The organism is Arthrobacter sp. MDT2-16, from assembly GCF_054510925.1.
Map to the genome: position 1 here is coordinate 251,559 of NZ_JBTNDP010000003.1, position 21,129 is coordinate 272,687.

The 21,129-nt window shown below is 70.3% G+C and carries 14 protein-coding genes; 7 read left to right on the forward strand and 7 right to left on the reverse strand.

Annotated elements, in window-relative coordinates; all coding sequences use genetic code 11:
- Nucleotides 1-77: 77 nt before the first annotated feature.
- Nucleotides 78-5,099 (reverse strand): rhamnogalacturonan lyase family protein, encoded by a 5,022-nt coding sequence (locus tag ACX80N_RS07795; protein ID WP_459338920.1) that lies wholly within the window; start codon nt 5,097-5,099, stop codon nt 78-80.
- Between the two features lie 240 nt (nt 5,100-5,339).
- On the opposite strand from ACX80N_RS07795, the gene ACX80N_RS07800 reads away from it, so the two are divergent.
- From ACX80N_RS07800 to ACX80N_RS07815, 4 genes are all read left to right on the forward strand, one after another.
- Complete coding sequence (locus tag ACX80N_RS07800) at nt 5,340-6,260, forward strand: AEC family transporter (protein WP_459338921.1); 921 nt, start codon at nt 5,340-5,342, stop codon at nt 6,258-6,260.
- A gap of 286 nt (nt 6,261-6,546) precedes the next feature.
- A complete protein-coding gene (locus ACX80N_RS07805) occupies nt 6,547-7,749 on the forward strand; it encodes an MFS transporter (RefSeq protein ID WP_459338922.1) in 1,203 nt (400 codons plus the stop codon).
- A 335-nt stretch (nt 7,750-8,084) separates the two neighbouring features.
- Complete coding sequence (locus tag ACX80N_RS07810) at nt 8,085-9,710, forward strand: BCCT family transporter (protein WP_459338923.1); 1,626 nt, start codon at nt 8,085-8,087, stop codon at nt 9,708-9,710.
- A gap of 53 nt (nt 9,711-9,763) precedes the next feature.
- The gene (locus tag ACX80N_RS07815) at nt 9,764-10,807 is read left to right on the forward strand and encodes an alcohol dehydrogenase catalytic domain-containing protein (RefSeq protein ID WP_459338924.1); all 1,044 of its coding nucleotides are present in this window, start codon (nt 9,764-9,766) and stop codon (nt 10,805-10,807) included.
- A gap of 1 nt (nt 10,808) precedes the next feature.
- On the opposite strand, the gene ACX80N_RS07820 is transcribed toward ACX80N_RS07815, so the two are convergent.
- Nucleotides 10,809-11,843 (reverse strand): NAD(P)-dependent alcohol dehydrogenase, encoded by a 1,035-nt coding sequence (locus tag ACX80N_RS07820; protein ID WP_459338925.1) that lies wholly within the window; start codon nt 11,841-11,843, stop codon nt 10,809-10,811.
- Nucleotides 11,844-11,937: 94 nt separating this feature from the next.
- Here ACX80N_RS07820 and ACX80N_RS07825 point away from each other — a divergent pair, with 94 nt between their 5' ends.
- Nucleotides 11,938-12,513 (forward strand): TetR family transcriptional regulator, encoded by a 576-nt coding sequence (locus ACX80N_RS07825; RefSeq protein WP_459338926.1) that lies wholly within the window; start codon nt 11,938-11,940, stop codon nt 12,511-12,513.
- A gap of 41 nt (nt 12,514-12,554) precedes the next feature.
- Nucleotides 12,555-13,526 (forward strand): acyl-CoA thioesterase, encoded by a 972-nt coding sequence (locus ACX80N_RS07830; protein ID WP_459338927.1) that lies wholly within the window; start codon nt 12,555-12,557, stop codon nt 13,524-13,526.
- A gap of 18 nt (nt 13,527-13,544) precedes the next feature.
- Here the strand turns inward: ACX80N_RS07830 and ACX80N_RS07835 are convergent, their stop codons facing one another.
- The 5 genes from ACX80N_RS07835 to ACX80N_RS07855 form a co-directional block, all read right to left on the reverse strand.
- A complete protein-coding gene (locus ACX80N_RS07835; protein WP_459338928.1) occupies nt 13,545-14,999 on the reverse strand; it encodes a hypothetical protein in 1,455 nt (484 codons plus the stop codon).
- A gap of 115 nt (nt 15,000-15,114) precedes the next feature.
- Nucleotides 15,115-16,188, reverse strand: coding sequence for a putative glycoside hydrolase (locus ACX80N_RS07840; protein ID WP_459338929.1), 1,074 nt, complete (start codon nt 16,186-16,188; stop codon nt 15,115-15,117).
- The gene (pelF, locus tag ACX80N_RS07845) at nt 16,185-17,879 is read right to left on the reverse strand and encodes a GT4 family glycosyltransferase PelF (RefSeq protein ID WP_105032441.1); all 1,695 of its coding nucleotides are present in this window, start codon (nt 17,877-17,879) and stop codon (nt 16,185-16,187) included. Before pelF ends, ACX80N_RS07840 begins: the two co-directional genes overlap by 4 nt.
- Nucleotides 17,880-17,928: 49 nt before the next feature.
- On the reverse strand, nt 17,929-19,389 hold the full coding sequence (locus ACX80N_RS07850) for a hypothetical protein (protein ID WP_459338930.1): 1,461 nt from the start codon (nt 19,387-19,389) through the stop codon (nt 17,929-17,931).
- 414 nt (nt 19,390-19,803) lie between these two features.
- Nucleotides 19,804-20,118, reverse strand: coding sequence for an MmcQ/YjbR family DNA-binding protein (locus ACX80N_RS07855; RefSeq protein WP_105032440.1), 315 nt, complete (start codon nt 20,116-20,118; stop codon nt 19,804-19,806).
- Between the two features lie 214 nt (nt 20,119-20,332).
- On the opposite strand from ACX80N_RS07855, the gene ACX80N_RS07860 reads away from it, so the two are divergent.
- A complete protein-coding gene (locus tag ACX80N_RS07860; protein WP_459338931.1) occupies nt 20,333-21,079 on the forward strand; it encodes a hypothetical protein in 747 nt (248 codons plus the stop codon).
- Nucleotides 21,080-21,129 lie beyond the last annotated feature (50 nt).

Below are 21,129 nucleotides of genomic sequence, written 5' to 3' on the forward strand. Positions count from 1 at the left end.
AGCCCCGCCGATGGGCGGACAGGCGGAAGGCCCGGACGGCCGGGCCGTCCGGGCCGTCCGGGCCTTCCGTCGGCCGCTCAGGGACCGGTGACCCGCAGGGCCTCCCAGCCGTGAAGCGTCCCCTCACGGTCGAACACCACGATCTTGTTGTTGCCCGGACGGGTGTCCTTCGGCGTGGTCACCGTGACCTCGCCGTCGTCGTCCGCCTGGCGCCAGCCGAGACCGGTCGCGTCGAGGTAGACGTAGTACCACTGGCGCGGCTCGAGGTTCTCGAGCGTCACGTCACTGGCGCCGCGCCCGAACTTCTCACCCGCGAGGCCGAGGTCCACGCGCGTGGACTCCTTGAGGTCCTTCGCCCCGGCGGGACCCGGCACGAACGACGGCTCCGGGTCGACCAGCTCGCCCGGCCCCGCATCCTCACCCGTGTAGGTGATGCTCGGCGCCGCAGGTGCCTGCATGTCCTGACCCAGGAAGTACGAGGTGTGCGGGGGCTGGTTGTACGCGGTGTTCTGCCAGGCGACCCCGAGCCGGTACACCGGATCGGACTGCAGGGTGCGGAGCCGGTGGTCGGTGACGTCGACCGTCGTGGAGATCCTGAGCGCCGAGGAGTCCTCCGTACGGGTGACGATCTCCTCACGCCAGTCACCGAACAGGTCCGCCTGCAACGCAGGATTCGCCTTGGTCGTGTTGTTGCTCAGCGTCCCCTCCGCCCGGTAGATCTCGTCGGCTTCCTGCGTCGCGGGGTTCCACTTGGAGACGGTCGGGACCCCGGCCGCCGCTGCGGCGTCGTAGTCGTTGTCCGTGATCTCGCGGAGCAGGTCCCCGTCCCACCAGGTGAGGAAGTTGGCCGCCGGGATCTTCTCCGAGATCAGCTCGCCCGCGGACGAGCGGAGCTGTCCGACCGGCGAGTTGTAGGCCGCGTCCCCACCGATCGCCCAGCCCTCCGCGCCGGGGTGGCTCGGATCGATGTCGGCCATGGCGGCGCGGCCGGTGTCACGGGCCGCAGGGATGGACCAGAGGATCTCGCCCGTCGCGGCGTCGCGGAAGGTGGCGCCCCGGTTCCCGGAGGACGCCATGTCCTCGTGCGCCGCGAAGACCTCGAGCCCTTCGTTGGTCGGGTCGAAATCCGAGACGTGCAGCGCGTCGCCGTGGCCGAGACCCGTGGTGTACAGGGCCTCGCCGTCGTCGTCGATGGTCATGGAGCCGAAGACGATCTCGTCCTTCTGATCGCCGTCCACGTCCGCCACGGAGAACCCGTGGTTGCCCTGGCCGCGGTACTGGCTGCCGGAGCGGTCGGAGTCGAAGGTCCAGCGGGAGGTGAGTTCGCTGCCGTCGAAGTCGAAGGCTGCGACGACCGCGCGGGTGTAGTACCCGCGGCTGAAGACCACGCTCGGCTTCTCGCCGTCGAGGTAGGCCACGCCCGCGAGGAAGCGGTCCACCCGGTTGCCGTAGGCGTCACCCCAGGCACCGACGTCACCGCGGGCCGGGAGGTAGTCGATCGTGTCGATCGCCGCTCCCGTCGCGCCGTCGAACACCGTGAGGTACTCGGGTCCGCTCAGGACGTACCCGGTGGAGTTCCGATGATCGGCGGCGGCGTCACCGATCACGGTGCCCGCGCCGTCCACGGTGCCGTCCGCGGTCTTCATGGTCACCTCGGCCCTGCCGTCCCCGTCGAGGTCGAAGACCTGGAACTGCGTGTAGTGCGCACCGGCACGGATGTTCCTCCCGAGGTCGATCCGCCACAGGCGCGTCCCGTCGAGCTTGTACGCGTCCACGTAGACGGTGCCCGTGTAGCCGGCCTGCGAGTTGTCCCGGCTGTTGGTGGGATCCCACTTCAGGATGATCTCGTACTCGCCGTCGCCGTCGACGTCGCCTACGGAGGCGTCGCCGGCCTTGTAGGAGTAGGGCTGGCCGTCCTTGGTGACGGCGTCGGCCGGCTTCTCGATCGGTACGTCGAGGTACTGCTGGCCCCAGACGGTGAAGTCCTCGGTGGCCCAGCGCTCCACGCCGTCGACGACCGAGCTCACGCGGTACACCGATGCCGCCGAGCCGCCGGCATCGAGCAGGTTGGTGCTCGCCGTGACGGGCGCGTCGGTCACCCGCTCGCCGTCGCGGTAGACGTGGAAGGCGATGCCGTCGTCATCGAGGCCCAGCATGCGCCAGCCGACGTAGACGCCGCTGCCGCCCTGCACCGCGACCGGCGCGCGGTCGAGTCGCTCGGCCTGCCGCTGCAGGGTGGTGGCCGCCGGGGAGGTGATGGTCGAGGACCGCTCCGACGCCCCGCCGGCGTTCACCGCGGTGACGGCGTAGGTGTACTCGATCGTCGTCAGGACACCGTCGTCCGTGTAGGTCGCGCCGTCGGCGCGTCCCACCAGCTCGAACTCGCCGAGCGAACCGTCGGCCTTCGGCTCGGCGCGATACACCTGGTAGAACAGGGCGCCCTCCGACGGCGTCCAGCTGATGGTGACATCGTTCTTGTTGACCGCCCCGAGGACCAGGCCCGCAGGTACCGGCGCCTTCGGGACGTCGGGATCCACGGTGGTGAGGACGAGCGCGTTCGAGGCGATGGACTCACTGCCGCCGGCATCGAGCGCGACGACGGTGTAGGTGTATTCGAGACCGACGTCGGCCGAGGTATCCGTGAAGGCCGCTCCCGTCACATCGCCGACGGCGACGCGCCCGGTGGAGCCCGTCGCGGTGCGGTACACCCGGTAACCCGTGGCACCCTCGGCCGGCTGCCAGGCGAGGGACACGGCCACGCCGGATCCGTCGATGGTGAGGTCCCGCAGCTCGAGCCCGGAGGGCGCGAGTTGCAGCGGCGTGATCTCGATGCCGTTCAGGCGCGACGACGTCCCCGTCATCACGAGGTTCAGCTGGCCGTCGGTCACGGTGACGGGTTCGCTGGTCTTCCGGGCCACGGCCCCGGCTCCGGCGTTGGCCGACCCGAAGTCCTTGCCCTCGAGCTGGACGTTGGAGCGGCTGGTGCCGATCCAGTCGCCGTTGTAGGTGCGGACCGAATAGGCGCCGTTGGGAACGTCGACGGCGAAGGCGTGTGCGGGTGTCGGCAACAGGAAGTCACGTTCGAGATCCGTGGGGCGCGGCGTGAAGGCGACACCCCGGTCCCGCCCGCCGAGCCCCGTGGTGTTCAGGAACCCCCAGCCGCGCTCCGCGGAGTACGCGCTCGTCTGGTTCACCTCCGTGTAGCCGGGCATGACGGGCGATCCGGCGAGTTGCACGTCGAACCGGTAGAGCGGCGACCTGGTGGCTACCCGGACCGCGGCGGACGGTGCGGAGTCGCCCCGGCCGTTGACCGCGACGACACGCACGTCGTACTCCCTGCCCTCGGCGAGGCCGGGCACCGCGGCCTGGGGCAGCGTCGAGGTGGTGACCAGCGCGTAGGCGGCATCGTCAGCACCGGCGTCCTTCCGGAACACGCGGTAGATGTCCGCGCCCTCGACGGCGCGCCAGGTGAGCTGGGCACTCGCGTTCGAGACACTGGTGACGACGACCCCGGACGGGGCGGCGGGTACGGCCGCCGGGGGCTCCGCCTCCTCCACCTCCGCCGCGAGCGGGATGTCGAGGGCGGCCACGCCTCCGGCGACGAGCCGTGCCATCTGGATGGCGCCGTACTCCTGGAAGTGGGTGTCGTCGACGGTGCCGGTGGGCCTGCTCGGGTAGACCCCGGCCGGCACGTGGAGGAAGACGGACTTCGCCGTCTCGGCTCCGATCTCGTCGAGGTACTCGCGGCTGGACGCGGCGAGGTCCACGAGTGGCGTGCCCGTCTCCGCCGCGAGCTTCCGCACCGCTTCGACGTAGGCCGGGAAGGACACCACCGCCTTGCCGTCCGCCCCGAACGCACGGCGGGAGACGGGGGTGACGAGGACCGGGGTGGCACCACGCTGCCTCGCCCCGTCCACGTAGGTGCGGAGGTATTCGTAGTAGTCGGCGGGGGCTGCGAAGCGGTCGTCGACGCCGTAGCTGTTGTCGTTGTGCCCGAACTGGACGAAGAGGTAGTCCCCGGGCTTGATGCCGCGCAGAACCTCGTCGAGGCGTCCCTGGCTGATGAAGTTCTTGGAGCTGCGTCCGCCGATCGCCCTGTTGTCCACGGTGACGTCGTCGTCGAGGAAGCGGTCGATCATCTGGCCCCAGCCGGCCTGCGGCGCCACATCCGAGCGGTAGGTCTGCACCGTCGAGTCGCCCGTGAGCCAGACGGTGGGCGAGGGGGCCTGTGCACGGTCGGGCAGTCGGGTGATGGTCAGGGCATTGAGATTCGCGGCCGTGCCTGCGAGGTCGAGGTTGAGCTGCCCGTCCACGACCGCGATGTCGAAGGACATCTCGAGGTACTGACCGGCCACCTGGGTGGTCGGTTGCACCTTCGTCATCTGTTCGGCGACCAGTGCGATGTCGGTGGGTCCGGCCGCGTCACCCGCGATGAGGGTGACCGTGTAGTCCCCGTTCGGCAGATCCACCACCAGTTCGGTGTCCCCGACCCTCACGAAGTCGGACCGGAGGGCGTCGGGTGTCCCGCGGTCGCTCGCCGTGACCTTCGAGGGATCGACGAAACCCGCGCGGGTGCCGGGACCGTAGGCGGTGGTGGCGCTGATCGCCGTCGCACCGGGAGCCACGGCGCCCGACCCGAGGTCGAAGCTGAATTCGCCGCCCTCGGGCAGTGCCGGCGGATTGTTGTAGAAGCTGGACGCCGTGGCCGCTGACGGCGCGGTGACTCCGTCAGCACCGCGTGCCCGGACCCGGTAGAAGCGGGGCGCCGAGGTGTCGGCGGTGGTGTCCGTCGCGAAGACGTCGCCCGTCGTCTCCGCCACGCGCACATAGTCCCCGTCGATCGTGTCCGCGCGGAGCACGATGTATCCGGTTGCACCCGGCACCTCGTTCCAGCGGAGCATCACGCTCGAGTCCGTCAGGCGTGCGAGCCGGACGTTGGTGGGCACGGGAAGCGACGACGACGGCTCCTCCGCGGCGGCGGGTGGGGGCGGAGGGTCGACGGCGAGAGCGGGTACCCCCGAGAGTGAGACGCCGAGGACGGTCACTCCTGCCAGGAGCGGTGACCGGAAAAGGGCGCGTTTGAGACCGGATGATGACATGAGGAGGTACCTTCTCGCTTCGTCATTGAAAACGGGGTGGGGATCCACCGCAGTACCGGGACGCCGGATGGGCGGCGTCGAGGTGGAGACCGGCGGTGACGTGCAGTCAGCCTAACGGCGGTCCATTCCGCGATCAAGGGATTTGGGAAAACGCTTCCCAGTAAAAGTTCGGCGGTCGACGCGGAACGCACTAGGTTCGTGGAGGGTGGCCGGACCGCCCGTGGCGTGGAGGGAGGACCGATGCTGGGAGTGCTGGGCGGATTCGCCGTCGTGGGAGCCGTGATCCTCGTCGGCTATCTCGCCGGGCGGCTCGCGATCGGCGGGCCCCAGGCCGGGTTCACCCTCAACCAGGTGGCCTTCTTCGTGACCAACCCGGCCCTCCTGTTCACCGTGCTGGCCGATGCCGACCTCGGGGCGGTGTTCTCCGAGTACGTGCCGATCGCGCTCCTGTCCTCCCTCGCCGTCGCGGCGCTCTACGTGGCGCTGAGCCGGGTCCTGTTCCGCCGACCCGCGGCGGAGACCGCGATCGGCGCCATGGCCAGCTCCTTCGTCAACGCGAACAACATCGGCATCCCCATCACCGTGTACGCGCTCGGAGACCCGACGCTGATCGCCCCGGTGCTGCTCGTCCAGCTCCTGCTGCTGGCGCCGCTCTACCTGACGATCCTGGACCTGACCTCCAGCCGGAAGCCGTCCGTGGGGGCCGTCCTGACCCAGCCGTTCCGCAATCCCATGATCATCGCGTCACTGCTCGGCGTCGCCGTGTCGGGGACCGGGTTCCGCCCGCCCGCGCCCCTGTGGGACTCCCTGGCGCTGCTCGGCGGCGCCGCCGTGCCCATGGTGCTTCTCTCGTTCGGCATGTCCCTGCCGGGAAGCCGCCCGCTCCGGCCCGGGCCGGACCGGCTGCAGGTGCTCACCGCCACCGCGCTCAAGACCGCCTGCATGCCGATTGCGGCATATCTGATCGCCCATCATCTTTTCGGGCTCGACGGCGAGAGGCTGCTCGGCGCCGTGGTCGTGTCGGCCCTGCCCACCGCGCAGAACGTCTTCATGTTCGCGAGCCGCTACGGCCGGGGCATCCCCCCCGCCCGCGACACCGTCCTGCTGTCCTCGGCGCTCGCCATCCCGGCGCTCGTCGTCGTCGCGGCCATCCTTGCGTGAGCGCCACCGGCGCCCCGACCCGCAACCGGGCCGGAGACCCCGCCGCACCCCCGCGGCGCCGTCGCGGATCCGCGGGTGCGCACCGGCACCTCCGGCCGTTCGACGCGGTGGCCTGTCCGCGGAGGTACGGCAGGAATGTCCCGGGACCTTCCGGTGTTGCCACCAGAGAAGTCAAGGCTCTCCGTGGTGTTGGCTCGAGTACGCCCCACGGTTCCCAACGGCGCAACCGAGGCAACGACCGCCGGCAGTTCCCACGATTGGTACCCCCTTGTCTGTCTCCTCCCCGGTGAAAACCACCGCGTCGTTCCCCTATATCGGCCTGCTGTCGCTCGCGGGCGCGATCTTCGTCTCCGTCACCAGCGAGTTCCTGCCCACCGGGCTCCTGCCCGCCATGGCCCGCGACCTCGACGTCGGGATCTCGACGGCCGGCTACCTCGTGACCGTCTTCGCGGGCACCGTCGTCGTGGCCACCACGCCGCTGGCCGCCGTCACCCAGCGGTTCTCGCGGAAGTCGCTGGTCGTCACGGTGCTGCTCGTGATCGCCGTGGCGAACGTCCTCGCGGCCATCGCCCCCACCTACGGCGTCCTGGTTGCCGCGCGCATCCTCGGCGGACTGGCACACGGACTCTTCTGGGCCGTGGTGGCCGCCTACGCCGCGCACCTCGTCCCGGCTCAGCAGCTCGGCAAGGCCGTGGCCATCACAGCCGGCGGCGGCACGGCCGCCTTCGTGCTCGGCGTCCCGGTGGGCACCGCGATCGGCAACGCGCTCGGCTGGCGCGCGGCCTTCACCATCATCGGTGTGGTCGTGGCGATCCTGGCCCTCGTGATCGTGAAGTTCCTCCCACCCGTGAACCATCGGCAGGAGCGCGCCGCCGGCGAGGAGCCCGTCCCGCTGCGCCGCGACCCGAGCTTCCGCGGCGTGCTCCTCCTGTGCACCGTCATCCTGATCCTGATCACCGGCCAGAACGTGTTCTACACGTACATCGCCCCCTGGCTGACGGACGTCTCGTCCTTCGAGCCGGAATCCGTGGCCCTGGTCCTGTTCCTCTACGGCGGGGCCGGCATCATCGGTCTCGTCGGGGCCGGATACGCGGCCGACCGCTTCCCGCGCAAGGCCTTCGCCGGCGTCGTCCTGGTGGTCATGGCCGCCGTCCTCACCCTCGCCCTCGCGACCACCAACACGGTGGTGGTGCTGATCGCCGTGATCGTCTGGGGTGCCGCGTTCGGTGGCATCCCCGCGATGCTGCAGACCCGCATGCTGCGCACCGCCTCCTTCCGCACGCGCGACCTCTCGGCCGCCCTGCAGACGACGGCGTTCAACATCGGCATCGGTGGGGGTGCACTGCTCGGCGGGCTCCTGCTCGACGGGATCGGCCTCGATGTCCTGCCCTTCGTCATGATCCTGCTCGTCGCCGTGGGTCTCGGGCTGAGCCTGACCACCGACACCGCCACGACCCGCCGGGAGCGTCGCCGCCTCCGGGCTGGCTGACCCGGGCGAGGGTCTCCTGCAGGCCGGTGCCGCGAGAGCCCTCGGAATGGGTGCTTCGTCACACTCGAAGCGCCTGCCAGGTCGCTCCTGCCGGCGTCGGCGCAGCCCCTCCGGGAGTGACGCACGGTGACGGAGGACGAGGGAGGGCATGGCGGCAGGAACAGTCCGCGATCCCCGCGCACCCAAGGAAGCAGGCCCGGTGGGCCGGCGCCGGGGTCGGCGCCCGAGGGGCGACTCCGGCTGCGCCTGACGCACCAGGAGGGGGTTCCGGCAAGGGTTTTCGGGGCTCCGATCCGCCCGGACCCGGTGCCGGCCGCCCACGTACCCTAAGCCCTATGTCTAATTCCACCGAGCACATCCAAGGATCACCGCCCAGCGAGGACACGCCTTTCGAGGCCCCTCCGGGAGAGGCTCCTGCCAAGGCTCGGCTGGATCGGCCCGTCCTGTTCGTCTCGCTCACGATCGTCATCCTGCTGATGCTCACGGCGGTCGTCTTCCCCACCGGCTTCTCGGATTTCACCACCTCCGTACTCAACGGACTGGTGGCGAACTTCGGGTGGGCGTTCGTGCTCACGGCCACCGGCTTCGTGGTGTTCGCCCTCTTCCTCGCCTTCAGCAAGTACGGCCGGATCCCGCTCGGGAAGGACGGCGAGAAGCCCGAGCACTCGCGGGCGTCCTGGATCGCGATGATGTTCAGCGCCGGCATGGGCATCGGCCTCATGTTCTACGGCGTCACCGAGCCCATCTCCCACTACCTCGCCCCGCCGGTCGAGGGCATCGCGCCCGGCAGCTCCGAGGCGGCCCAGCAGGCCATGAGCTACACGCTCTTCCACTGGGCCATCCACCCCTGGTCCATCTACGCCGTCGTCGGCCTGGCCCTCGCCTACTCCGCCTTCCGCAAGGGACGCGGCGCAGGTTTCAGCGGTGCCTTCACGGCCCTGTTCCGCGGACGTCCTACTCCCGCCGGGATGCGGGCCATCGACGTGTTCGCGATCTTCGCGACCCTCTTCGGCTCGGCCACGTCCCTCGGGCTCGGTGTCCTGCAGATCAACGGCGGGCTCACGAAGGTCTTCGGCATGGGCAGCAGTCTCGCCCTCCAGATCACGCTGATCGCGATCCTGACGGTCTGCTTCGTCGTCTCCGCGGTGTCCGGCGTGAGCCGCGGCATCAAGTGGCTGTCGAACGGCAACATGATCCTGGCGCTGGCCCTGCTGTTCTTCCTGTTCGTCGTGGGGCCCACGGTCTTCATCCTCGAACTCATCCCGGCCTCGGCGGGCAACTACCTCATCGGCCTCCCCCAGATGTCCTCCCGCACGGGCGCGTTCGGCGGGCACGAATGGCTCGCGGCGTGGACCATCTTCTACTGGGCCTGGTGGGTCTCGTGGACGCCCTTCGTGGGCTCCTTCCTCGCCAAGATCTCGCGCGGCCGCACCATCCGCGAGTTCGTCATCGGCGTCGTGGCCGTACCCAGCATCATCAGCGTGATCTGGTTCGGCGTGTGGGGCGGTTCGGCCCTCAGCCTGCAGAACACCGGCGTGGACATCGCGGCGGCGAACGCCGAGAGCCAGGAGTCGGCGATGTTCGCGCTGCTCGCCGAATACCCGCTGGCCTCCGTCACCTCGATCCTCGTGGTGATCCTCGTGGCCGTCTTCTTCATCTCGGGTGCTGACGCCTCCTCGATCGTGCTGGGGTCGCTCTCCTCCTTCGGTGCCGCCGTGCCCCGCAAGTGGCTGACCATCCTCTGGGGCGTCCTGACCGGTGGCGTCGCCGCCGTCCTGCTCTCCGTCGGCAGCCTCGAAGCCCTGCAGACGCTGACCATCATCGCCGCCGCCCCGTTCCTGCTCGTGATGATCGGCCTGTGCGTGGCGCTCATGATGGACCTGGCGAAGGATCCGCTGATCACCGGGGGGCGCCGCACGGGGTCGCGTGCAGCGCGCAGGACCGTGCAGCCCAGGGTCTGACGGCAGCGGCGGGCGATGCACCGGGCGGAGACTCCCCGGGGCAGAATGGTGCGATGCGCGCTGTCTGCTTCGACGGGTTCTCCGCCCGCCCCGTCCTCCGGGACGTCCCCGCCCCCACCCCCTCGCCGCGCGGCGTCGTGGTCCGCGTCGAGGCCACGGGCCTGTGCCGCAGCGACGTGCACGGCTGGCTCGGGCACGACGACGGCATCACCCTCCCGCACGTCCCCGGCCACGAACTGGTGGGCACCATCGAGGCCGTCGGCGACGACGTACGGCTCTTCTCCGTGGGGGACCGCGTGACGACACCGTTCGTCTGCGCCTGCGGGCACTGCCCGGAGTGCGCGTCCGGCAACGGCCAGGTGTGCCGCAACCAGACCCAGCCGGGCTTCACGCACTGGGGCTCGTTCGCGGACCTCGTGGCCCTGCACGACGCCGACACGAACCTCATCGCCGTCCCCGCCTCCCTCGATGCCGGCGCGGCGGCGCTCCTCGGCTGCCGTTTCGCGACGTCGTACCGCGGCCTCGTGCACCAGGCCCGCCTCGGGGCCGGGGAGTCGCTCGTGGTGGTCGGGTGCGGCGGCGTGGGCCTGAGCGCCGTGATGATCGGCGTGGCCCTGGGCGCACGGGTGGTGGCGGTGGACATCGATGCCGCCGCACTGGAGCGCGCCGCGCGCTTCGGCGCCGACCGTACTATCGACTCCTCCGGCCTGTCCCGCGCCGAGGTGCTGGCCGGGCTCGCCGAAGCGGCGCCGCAGGGCTTCGACGTCGCGGTGGACGCCCTCGGCCGGGAGGAGACCGCCGCCGTGGGGATCCTCGCGCTGCGCCCACGCGGCCGGCACGTGCAGATCGGCCTCTTCCCCTCCGATCCCGTGATCCCCATGGGCGCCGTGATCGGCCGGGAGCTGTCCGTCCTCGGCAGCCATGGCATGCCCGCGCGCGACTACCCCGGGCTGCTGGACCTCGTGGCCGCGGACCGGCTGCGCCCGCAGGACCTCATCGAACGTCGCATCCCACTCGAGGACGTCCCGGACGCCCTGGTGGCGATGGCCGGCGACCGGTCCGCGGGCGGTGTGACCGTCATCGACGTCGGCGCCTGAACTACGCGGTCAGGTCGAGGACGAAGCGGTAGCGGACGTCGTTGCGCCGAAGCCGGTCCAGCGCCTGGTCGACCTCGCCCACGGGCAGCACCTCGACGTCGGCCGTGATGCCGTGCTCGCCGCAGAAGTCCAGCAACTCCTGCGTGGCCCTGGTGCCGCCGCTGCCGGCCGACGCGAGGCTCTTGCGGCCGATCAGCAGGGCCATCGGGTCGAAGTCAAGGCGCTCGGTGATGCCCAGGGTGCACAGCGTGCCGTCCAGGGCCAGCGCCCGTAGGTAGGGGGTCATGTCGTGGGCGGCAGATGCCGTGTCCAGGATCAGATGGTGCGTGTCGAACTGTGCGGCCATGGCGGCGTCGTCGCTGGAGAGCACGACGTCGTCCGCGCCGAGCAGGTACGCCGCATCGGCCTTGGCGGGTGACGTGGTGAAGACGGTGACGCGTGCGCCGAGCGCCTTGGCGAGCTTGACGGCGAGGTGCCCGAGGCCACCGAGCCCGACGACGCCCACGGAACTGCCCGGTCCCACCTGCCAGCGCCGCAGCGGCTCCCACACCGTGACCCCCGCGCACATCAGGGGCGCGACGGCAGCGGGGTCCAGCTGCGGAGGGATGCGGTAGGCGAAGTCCTCACGGACCACGTACTCGTCGGAGTAGCCGCCCTGCGTGGTCAGGCCGTCCTGGCGGTCCACGCCTCCGTAGGTGAGGGTCGGGAAGGCATGGCAGTAGTTCTCCTGGCGGGCCAGGCAGGCCGGGCACGTGCCGCAGGAATCGACGATGTTGCCCACGGCGACGGCGTCCCCGACGGCGAACCGCGTGACGTCCGCGCCGACCTCCGTGACCGTCCCGGTGAACTCGTGGCCGGGTACCAGCCGGGCCGATCCCCGGGCGGCCGACGCGAGGGCATCGAGGTCGCTGTGGCAGACGCCGCAATAGCCGATGCCGACGGCGATGTCATCGGGGCGGAGGTCCCGCCGCTCGAAGGTCCAGGGCGTCACGCCGGTGCCGCCCGGGATCGATGCGAATCCATTGGTGTATCTCATCTGCACTCCTTAGAAACCAACTGTTTGGTTATACGGGGAGACTGTACCTGCCGCTGAGCCGGAAATAAACCAAACGGTTGGATAGACTGATCGGATGGGAAACAGCGATGCCACCAAGCAGCGGATCCTCGAGGCGGCCACCGAGGAGTTCGCCGAGCGCGGGATCGCCGGGGCGCGCATCGACCGCATCGCCCGCGCCGCGGAGGCCAACAAGGCCCAGTTGTACGCCTACTTCGGCAACAAGGAGCAGCTCTTCAGCGCGGTGCTCGCCGAGCGCCTCCGCGCGATCGTCGACGCCGTGCCGATCGACGGCCGGGACCTGCCCGGCTACGCGGTGCGGCTGTACGACGACTACCTCGCGCACCCCCTCGTGGTGAAGCTCGCGGTCTGGACGCGGCTCGAGCGCGCACCCTTCGGCGGACTCGGTCCGGAGATCGGCACCCTCGACCAGCCCAAGTTCGCAGCCATCGCGGCCGCCCAGGCCGAGGGGCTCGTGGACCCGAGCATCCCGCCGTCGGACCTCTTCTCGATGGTCATCGCGCTCTCCCTGACCTGGTCGCCCGTGAGCACCACGATCGCCGCGTCGCCCGACGACGACGACGCGGAGCACGAGCACCGTCGCCGCCTGATCCGCACGGCCGTGCGCCGCCTGGTCACCCCCGACGCGTAGCGCTGCTTCCGGATGCGTCCGGAACGTGGTGATACTGGGTCATGAACCCCTCGAACTCCATCACCCTGAGGTTCCTCGCCTCCCCCACCGACCTCGGCCACAGCGGGTCCGTGGACGCCGGCACGGTGCTCGAGTGGGTGGACAAGGCGGCCTACGCGGCCGCCGTCGGCTGGGCGAAGACGTACTGCGTGACCGCGTACGTGGGGAACATCCAGTTCGCGGATCCGGTGGTGGTCGGTGACCTCGTGGAGGTCGAGGCCACGATCGTGCACACCGGCACCTCGTCGATGCACATCCGCACCATCGTCTCCTCCGGATCCGTCTCGGGGGGCGACGGCGGCAGGCGCAGCGAGTGCCTCGTGATCTTCGTGGCCGTGGGCCCCGACGGCCGGCCCGTCGCCGTCCCGCCCTTCGAACCGCGCTCGGATGCCGAGCGCCTCGAGAGCGAGCACGCGGTGGCCCGGATCGGGGTCCGCAAGGAGATCACCGCGGAGATGCGCCGCCAGGCGTACACGGACGCCGGCACCGCGGAGCGGACCGTCCTTCGGTTCCTCGCCGCGCCCACCGACGTCAACTGGGGCGGGAAGGTGCACGGCGGCACGGTCATGGACTGGATCGACGAGGCCGCCTACGTCTGCTCCACGCGCTACTGCGGACTGGACACCGTCGCCGTCTTCTCGGGCGGCGTCCGGTTCCTCAAGCCGCTGCACATCGGGGACGTCGTCGAGGTGGAGGCACGCCTCGTCTACACCGGGCGCAAGGGCATGCACGTCGCGGTCCATGTGCGCTCCGGCAGCCCGACGTCGCGGGAACTGGACCTGACCACCGAGTGCCTCACCGTCATGGTGGCGCGCGACGCCGAGGGCACGGCCGTCCCGGTGCCGCCGTGGGTGCCGCGCTCCGAGGAGGACCGGCGTCTGCACGAGCACGCCCGCGACCTCGCGCTCATCCGCAGCCGCGCCCCGGGCAGCGTCCTGCCCACCCACCTGCGGGCCGTCGTCGACCGAGCGTAGGTGCGGGCCCGCGGTGGGTCAGCCGATGGTCGCGGACCGTCCGGGGACGGTGAGCGTCTTCCCGTAGGCGGACACCGAGCGCGTCAGGTTGGTGGTGTTGACCGCGACGACGCTCCCGTTCGAGAGTTTCACCACGTTCACGCCGCTGAGTGTCACGGGGCCGACGGTCGCGTACGCTCCGCCGGTCACGGCCTTCGTGAGCGCCGTGACCTGCGGGTCCGAGGCGGCGACGGACACCGTGGTGACGGTCTCGAAGTTCGCGTCGTCGTCCCACGCGTTGTCCTGGCAGGTGGGCTCCGCCTGGGAGAGCGTGGCGGTCATCTGCCGGGCCGAGGCCGTGCGGGTCTGCAGCAGGTGCCCGAGCGTCATCCGGTGGTCCAGCACGCGGCGCGTCTTGCCCGCGGCCACCACGGAAGCCCTCGCGCCGAAGCCGTCGCGCAGGCACGGGGCCGAGGAGCCGATGTCGCCGCCCTGGCGGTAGGCCGTCGCCGGGAGTTCACGCAGGGGCACGGAGTAGTCGTGTTCCACCACCGGCATCCCGGCGGCCGTGATGGCCCTGTAGGCGGCGGTGGCCTGCTCCAGGTCCACGAGCGGCGCTGGGCGCCCCGTACCGTTGGAGACGACGTGCTCGCGGAGGGCGAAGTCCACGCTGCCCGTGGCCGCCAGTTCTGTAGCGAGGTCCACCTGATTGCTCCAGGCCGGGTAGACGCCGAGGTTGACGGCGACGGGGACGTCCCGGCCCAGGGTGCGGGTGAGCGTCGCGTCGAAGCGCTGCACCGCGGCGATGAGGGCCTCCCCGTAGGCGTCGTCGCTCGCCCAGGGGCCCCACTGCCCCACGTCGACCATGTCCTGGCCGTGTGAGGGCGACATCGAGGCGTCGTCGAGGAAGATGCCGTCGAACCGGGCGGCAGGAGCGTTCGTCGTGCCCCGCTGCGCGTCCGTGGTGAGGATGGTGCGCGCCGTCGCGGCGCAGGCATCGGCGTAGGCCGGGGACAGGTCGGCGACGGTCAGGTAGGAGTAGCCCGGGTAGGAGGCGAAGCCGTCCTCGTTCACGGCCACCTTCGGGTTCGGCGTGGTGACGGCGAACTGCTTCCCCTCCGACGTCGCCGTGTCCGCGCAGGAGTTCCGGAAGACGCCGTTCCACGGTTCGGCATCCCGCATGGCACCGATGTTCAGGTACGCGAGGAACGTGGTGCCGGGATTGGCGGCCTTCATGTCGGAGAGCGTGCAGTCACCCGGTGCGTCCGTGGTGGCCGTCATGGGGTCGACGATCGCCACCGAGACCTTGCCCGTGAGCGCTGCTCCCGGGCAGAGCAGCTGGCCCTGCCGGTACCCCTGCAGGTAGGCCGGCAGCTGCTGGCCGCTCCCCTTGGGCGCACTGCCGGCGCTCGCAGGCGTGACGAGGGTACCGACGGCGAAGGCGAGGGCCAGCGCGGTGGAAACAGCCGTGACCCCGGCGGCTTTGAGTCTCATACGCACATCATGGATGTGCCCGTTCCGTCAGGACAGGTGAAGAGCCCGACCGTCGGTAATCCTGAGCAGAACCTGCGCAAGGACCTGCCCGCCCGTCAGCGGGGGGAGGCGGTGGTCAGGAGGGGCGGCGGAACAGGACGCCGCGCTGCGGCTGCAGGACCACGGACGACGGCGCGGAGCGCCCCTCCGCGTCCACGAGGCCGGCCGGCACCCGCACCCTGCGGCGGCGGCGGCCGTCCCGGTTGAAGTTCACGGCGGCGAACCCGTCCTCGAACTCCCGCCACCAGGCATGCCTCCCACCCTGCGGTGCGGTCCGTGGGGCCCCGAGCTGCCAGTCGAGTTCGGGTGCGTGGTGGAGGCGGCTGTAGTCGTCGTGAGCCGTGGCACTGTATGCACCGCGGCCCTCGCCGAAGATCCAGAACGCCGCGAGCCCGTAGACGAAGTTGGGGTGGCGGTCGTCGCCGTCGGTGGGGACGCGGAGGATGGAGAGTCCGGGCCCGGCGGCCTGGGACAACTGTGCCTCGGCCGTCACCGGATCGAACAGGTCCACGGGGCTGTAGCCGAGCCAGACCTCCTCGAAGCCCCCGCCGTAGGCGGCGTGTGCGGCCCACCGCCCCGGTTCGCGGCGCGACTCGGCGATGTTCGGCACGAGGATCTTGCCGGCGGCGTTGAGCGCCGTCCCGGCCGCCTGTACGAGGTCGCCGAGGGCCGTCCGCAGTGCCGCCATCTCCGTGGCGCCCTCGATGGGCAGCCGGAGGCCGTAGTAGTCGTCGAACACGTCGTTGTCCGCCATGACGCCGTCGAACGGCGAATCCCGCAGTTCCTCGACGACGTTGCCCACCCAGCGGCGCTGGTAGTCGGGATCCCACACCCGCATCTGCCAGTGCCCCGGATAGCGCTCCCACTCGATGCGGGAGCCGTCCAGGCGCGTGGCGAACCAGGCGCCGTCCGCGTCCGCCTCCCCGTAGGAGACGCCGGAGGTGAAGACCGGTCCGGGCTCGTAGCTCCGCACGGACGACAGGCACTTGTAGCAGAGCACCGTCATGTCCGGGCGGAGCCGCTTGAGCTCCTCGGCGGCGTCGACCTCCCACGGCTGGAGGATCGCCGCACGGTAGTGCTCGGCCGCGAACTCGAGCTGGCCCGGCAGGAGGGGATCGCCGTACCGGATCCAGGCACCGACGCCGGTCACAGGCCGGACCGCGTGAGGTCCCCGAGGCCCGTCGTCGTGAGCTCACCGAGATCCGTGATGTCACCGACCGTCCGGTAGATCTCGTTGTAGGAGGACATGATCTCGTGCATCTGGAAGAACTCCTGGACGCGGGTGCGCGCGTTCGCCGCGTAGGTCCGGTAGAGCTCCGCGTTGCCGATGACCGCGCGAATGTTCTCCGCCATCTCCTCCACGTCGCCCGCGATCACGAGTTCACCGCACGGCCCGACCGTGCGGCCGTCCCTGGCGTGGAGCTCGTCGCCGATCAGCTGGCGCATGCCGCCCACGTCGGTGCCGACGGTGGGGATGCCGGCGGCCATGGCCTCGAGCACCACGATGGGCTGGCCCTCGTTGTAGCTCGGGAGCACGAGGAGGTCGAACTGGTCGAGCATGTCCCTCACGTTGACCGTGCCGTGGACGGTGACGTGGTCGTGCAGCCCGAGGCTCTCGATCTTCGCGAGGCACGCCTCGTAGTACTCGGGCACGTGCTCGGTGGGCCCGAGGACGTCGAGGTGGAGGTTCGGGAAACCGTGGCGGCGCAGGATGTCCATGCTCGACAGCAGGTCCAGCAGTCCCTTGATGGGAACCACCCGGGCGATGTAGACGAGCTTCCAGACGTGGTCGTCGCCCCGCTGCGCCAGCAACTCCTGCGCGGCGCGCCGGGCCCGGTACTTGTCGTCGAACTCCTCGATCACCATCGCGTTGGGCACGACGACGGACTTGTCGATGTCCGTGCCGAGACGTGCCGCCTCAGTGATGGCACTGGGGTACAGATAGGTGATGAGGGTGGCGCTGGGGTAGCAGAAGTGACCCATCTCGGTCCACCACGCCATCCACGCCCGCTGCTCCGGTGTGACGTCGAACGTCCGGTAGTCCTCCGAGGTGATGGACAGCGCCATGTTGCGGTCCAGCAGCGTGTTCACCGTGTCGCGCACGTACAGGTTGTGTTCCGTGAGCAGGAATGACGTGCCGTGGTCCCGCGCGGCTGCGGCCCCCAGCAGGGAGGCGTAGCCGGTGGTGTGGGCGTGGTAGACCCGCGCCCTCGGCATGGTCTCCCCGAGGACGGCGAAGGCGAGCGAGAAGAAGTTCCGCAGCGTCCAGAAGGAGTCCGCCAGGGACAGGTCGAGCTGGGGCATCCGCTCGGAAAGTGCCTCCATGAACTCCTTCGATCCCAGGAGGGCCCAGAGCGGGAAGGTGCGGGTGCGCTCGTTCAGCCCCTCGTCGATCAGCTGCCACAGCGGCTCCACCTCGCCCCGTTCGGACAGCGCGTACAGCGCGTCGAACACCCGGTGCGCGAGCGCGGAGCGCTCCACCGGGGTCATCCCGAGATCCCTGGAGGACACCGCCATGAAGTCGTGCCGGTGCTCCTGCAGGCTCAGGTAGACGGGGCGCACCCAGGCCACGTTCGCCGGCATCCCGTACAGGTCCTCCTGGGGTGACGCGGAGTCCCAGGTGATGTGGATGATGCCGTAGGTGAGGTCGGGGTTGTGTGTGACGATATCGTGCACCACCGCCGAGACCCCGCCCTTGAGGTACGGGTAGGTGGATTCCATGACGATGGCGACGTCGACGTCCGCGTAGTGGACCTGTGCTGCCGCCTCGGCGGGGAGGAGGGCGGCCGGGGACTGCTCGAGCGCGGCGTGACGGGCTTTCGGGTTCTTGAAGACGTACATGGTTCTTCCTTGTCGCTGGGAGCGGGTCGGGTCGGTCGGTCGGTCGGGGCTACCAGGACGTGGCGTGACGCCAGAACAGGGTGTACTCGGGCTGTGTCCAGTGCCGCTTGTAGAGCACCCAGGCGACGGCGACGAGCACGAGGTCCGCCACCACGAGCAGGCTGTACGCCAGCAGGGCTCCGGCAGAACCCTGCACGGCGCCCACCAGCAGGAAGGCTGCCGCGCACAGCGCGAGGTGGGTGCCACCCAGGATCTGCGGCAGGACCTTCTCGCCGATGTAGTCCAGTTCGTAGCTGAGGAGCGTCAGGATCATGAAGGCCCAGGACGCCACGCCCACCGCGACGGCCAGCAGTGCGCTCACGGGCTGGATGCCCTCGAGCAGCAGCACGACGACGAGGGTGAGGATCATGCCGACCGCGCCCGTGCTGAGGATCGCGCGGTCCACCGTGCGGCTCAGTGCCCGGGATCTCGTGGCGAGCAGCGTGAGTGGTTCCTCGGCGATGGTGCGGTGCAGTTCGGTCACAGCCCGGTCCACCCGCGGAGCGAGATTCACGAAGTAGTAGTTGTAGGCGACGACGGCGGGCAGCATCGCGAGGAACACGATCACCACCTGGAAGTCGCCGTCCGTGACGAGGAACAGGACGAACTTGTCGGCCCAGAGCACCGCGCCGAGCAGGAGTCCGCGCACGAGGTCGGCCGAGAAGTGGCGGGCGTCGAGTCGGCGGGCGAACCGGGCTGCTGCCAGACCGCGTCCCATGGCTGCGACCTGTGTGAGGGTTCCGAGCAGCGGCGGGAGCCACCAGAGGGTGGGGGCCGCGAACAGTGCCACGGCATACGCCGCCCAGGCGAGAGCCCAGAGCCCGCGGCGTTCCCCCACGTTCGTGAGGATGAGGGACTGGACGAAGAGCAGGTGGAGGGCGCAGAGGGCGGCGTAGGTAGCGAGGGCCGGGAGGGACCAATGCGTGGCGAGCCACAGCGGCACGGCGAAGACGACGACGAGCGGCAGCGACTGGACGAACATCGCGGGCCAGGTGGTGCAGAAACGACGGGTGATCGCGGCCATGTCGCGCTCGGCCATGAGATCGCCGATGGCGCGGTAGGCGGGAAGGCAGGCAGCCTGCGCGAGCCACGGGACGGTGATGGAGGAGGCGAGCACCACGAGGGTGAGCTGCACGCCGCCGACGTCGACCGCGGCCATGGCGGGGCTGACGAGCGGATAGACGAGGTTCAGCAGGATCACCGGCGACAGGTACAGCAGGAGCCCCGCGCCGCGGCGGTTGCCCCCGTCGGACTCCGCCGCCCCGAGGGCGTCGGAGGAGCCGGGGCGTACGAGCAGCAGCAGCGTGACCATGAGCAGGAGGATCCCCGCGGCCAGGAGGACGGAGGACCAGCCGGCCGGCAGGACGGAGTCCGCGAGCGGCACGAGGGCCGTCAGGATCAGCGCGACGATGATGGCCACCGTGCGGCGTCGGGTGAAGGAGTCCTGGACGAGGGACTGCAGAGAGGTCATGATTTCCCCTGGGCCGCTCGTCGCCGGACGGCGTCGGACGGCCTCGTGTGAGACGGATGTGGGACAGGAGCACTTCCAGCTGCACACCGGTGGAAGCCGGCCCGGCAGCTGTGTGCACGGGTCAGGTCCAGCCCGTTCGCCCACCCCGGAGGGAATAGGTGCGTCGTCGCCGGCTCTGCCAGCGAGCACCGGTCTCAAAGTATCGAGTGGGCGGTGGTCGCTTCACGAGTAGGGATCCCGTGGCCTCACGAGGTCACTTGCTCCCCCTCCGCCCCATCTCTACCTGCTGGTGGGTACCGCCCTACTCGCGAACGGCCCCGGGGACTACCTACAGCCCAGCGATGGTGCGGGACCTGTTCCGGCCCCCGGATCACCGCTGCGTGACCAACACCACAGCCGTTCCCCGATCGTGGTTCAGCGCCGTGAGGGCGTCTCGTCGGCGATGCGGTAGGACTCCCCGATCAACTCCACCAGCTGGTCGTGCTCGACCCGGCCGAGACGCACGAGCACGAGCGATTCGTACTTCTCGTGGTGCGGGTGGAGCAGGAAGACGCCGGGCTGCATCGCGAGGAGCGCAGCACGCTCGGTGGTCTTGACCGTCAGGACGGTGTCGTCCCACATGCGCGCGAAGAGCGTCCGGGCGAACCATGCCGGCCGGTTCCAGCTCAACCGCTCCGACGTCCCGGGCAGGGCGAGGCATGCAGAGCGGACGTCGTCTTCGCTGACCATGGACCAACCATGGCACCGGGCGCGGAGCGGGTCCAGTGGTTTACCGGGCACCGCCGGTTCCTGCGGTATCACCGCGGTATCACTGCGGTGTCACGGGAGGGGCACGGAACGGCAACAATGCCACGATCTTGATTCCAGTTCGATCGCACTCCTTTCCCAGGGCGCAGGCGGGTCGCACCATGGAACGGTCCACCCACGATACGAAGGAGTAGCCATGGGTCGCCAGAACAAGCGGTCATCGATCTGCTGCGGGGCGTTGGGCCTCGCATTCCTCCTCTCCTCCTGCGGTTCCGGTTCGGGCGCCGCGACGCAGCAACCGCCGCCCGCCGCGGAATCGACAGCGACACCGGTCGCGACTCCGGTCGCGACACCGGCCAGAACACCGGTCGCTGAACCCACGACCGATACCACGGAACCGGCGCCCGGCACGTGGGTCACCTACACGACGTCGGACGGCAGTCTGTCCTTCGACCACCCCACCGGGTGGACCGTCGCCGATGCCCCGGAGCCCCCGCCCGCGGGCGTGTCCATCGCCATCGGGGACGCCACGGGTCGGCAGCTCGCGACCCTGCAGACGAGTCTCGTCACAGGGGCCGTCTGCCCGGCGGAACTCCCTCACGCGCAGCTGGACACGGAGCCGCTCCCGGCGCTCTCGCAGGGGACGGCCACACCGAGGTTCGTGTTCGAGGGACGCACCGACCCCACCATCGCCGATCCGGTGGCCGCCACCACGCTCGCGTACGGGATCACGTCGGCACCCGAGCCCACGGGCCCGGGAGCGTGCCCCATCGCCCACTTCTTCTCCTGGCCGCCGTCCGGGGCCGCCTTCGGCGGCATCTACGACCCGTACCTGATCTACCCGGGGAAGCCGCAGCACATCGACACACCCCAGGCCTACATGGAGACCCAGGAATACCAGGACATCAGGGCGATGATCACCTCGCTCCGCCCCGCCGGGTGAGCGGTGCGAGTCGGTCGGGCGGGGGCTGCAGCCTGCCGCAGGGACAGCCC

Coding starts and splice junctions, on each gene's coding strand:
- ACX80N_RS07795 (WP_459338920.1), bottom strand. CDS start 5,099: ATGTCATCATCCGGTCTCAAACGCGCCCTTTTCCGGTCACCGCTCCTG.
- ACX80N_RS07800 (WP_459338921.1), top strand. CDS start 5,340: ATGCTGGGAGTGCTGGGCGGATTCGCCGTCGTGGGAGCCGTGATCCTC.
- ACX80N_RS07810 (WP_459338923.1), top strand. CDS start 8,085: ATGTCTAATTCCACCGAGCACATCCAAGGATCACCGCCCAGCGAGGAC.
- ACX80N_RS07815 (WP_459338924.1), top strand. CDS start 9,764: ATGCGCGCTGTCTGCTTCGACGGGTTCTCCGCCCGCCCCGTCCTCCGG.
- ACX80N_RS07820 (WP_459338925.1), bottom strand. CDS start 11,843: ATGAGATACACCAATGGATTCGCATCGATCCCGGGCGGCACCGGCGTG.
- ACX80N_RS07825 (WP_459338926.1), top strand. CDS start 11,938: ATGGGAAACAGCGATGCCACCAAGCAGCGGATCCTCGAGGCGGCCACC.
- ACX80N_RS07830 (WP_459338927.1), top strand. CDS start 12,555: ATGAACCCCTCGAACTCCATCACCCTGAGGTTCCTCGCCTCCCCCACC.
- ACX80N_RS07835 (WP_459338928.1), bottom strand. CDS start 14,999: ATGAGACTCAAAGCCGCCGGGGTCACGGCTGTTTCCACCGCGCTGGCC.
- pelF (WP_105032441.1), bottom strand. CDS start 17,879: ATGTACGTCTTCAAGAACCCGAAAGCCCGTCACGCCGCGCTCGAGCAG.
- ACX80N_RS07850 (WP_459338930.1), bottom strand. CDS start 19,389: ATGACCTCTCTGCAGTCCCTCGTCCAGGACTCCTTCACCCGACGCCGC.
- ACX80N_RS07855 (WP_105032440.1), bottom strand. CDS start 20,118: ATGGTCAGCGAAGACGACGTCCGCTCTGCATGCCTCGCCCTGCCCGGG.
- ACX80N_RS07860 (WP_459338931.1), top strand. CDS start 20,333: ATGGGTCGCCAGAACAAGCGGTCATCGATCTGCTGCGGGGCGTTGGGC.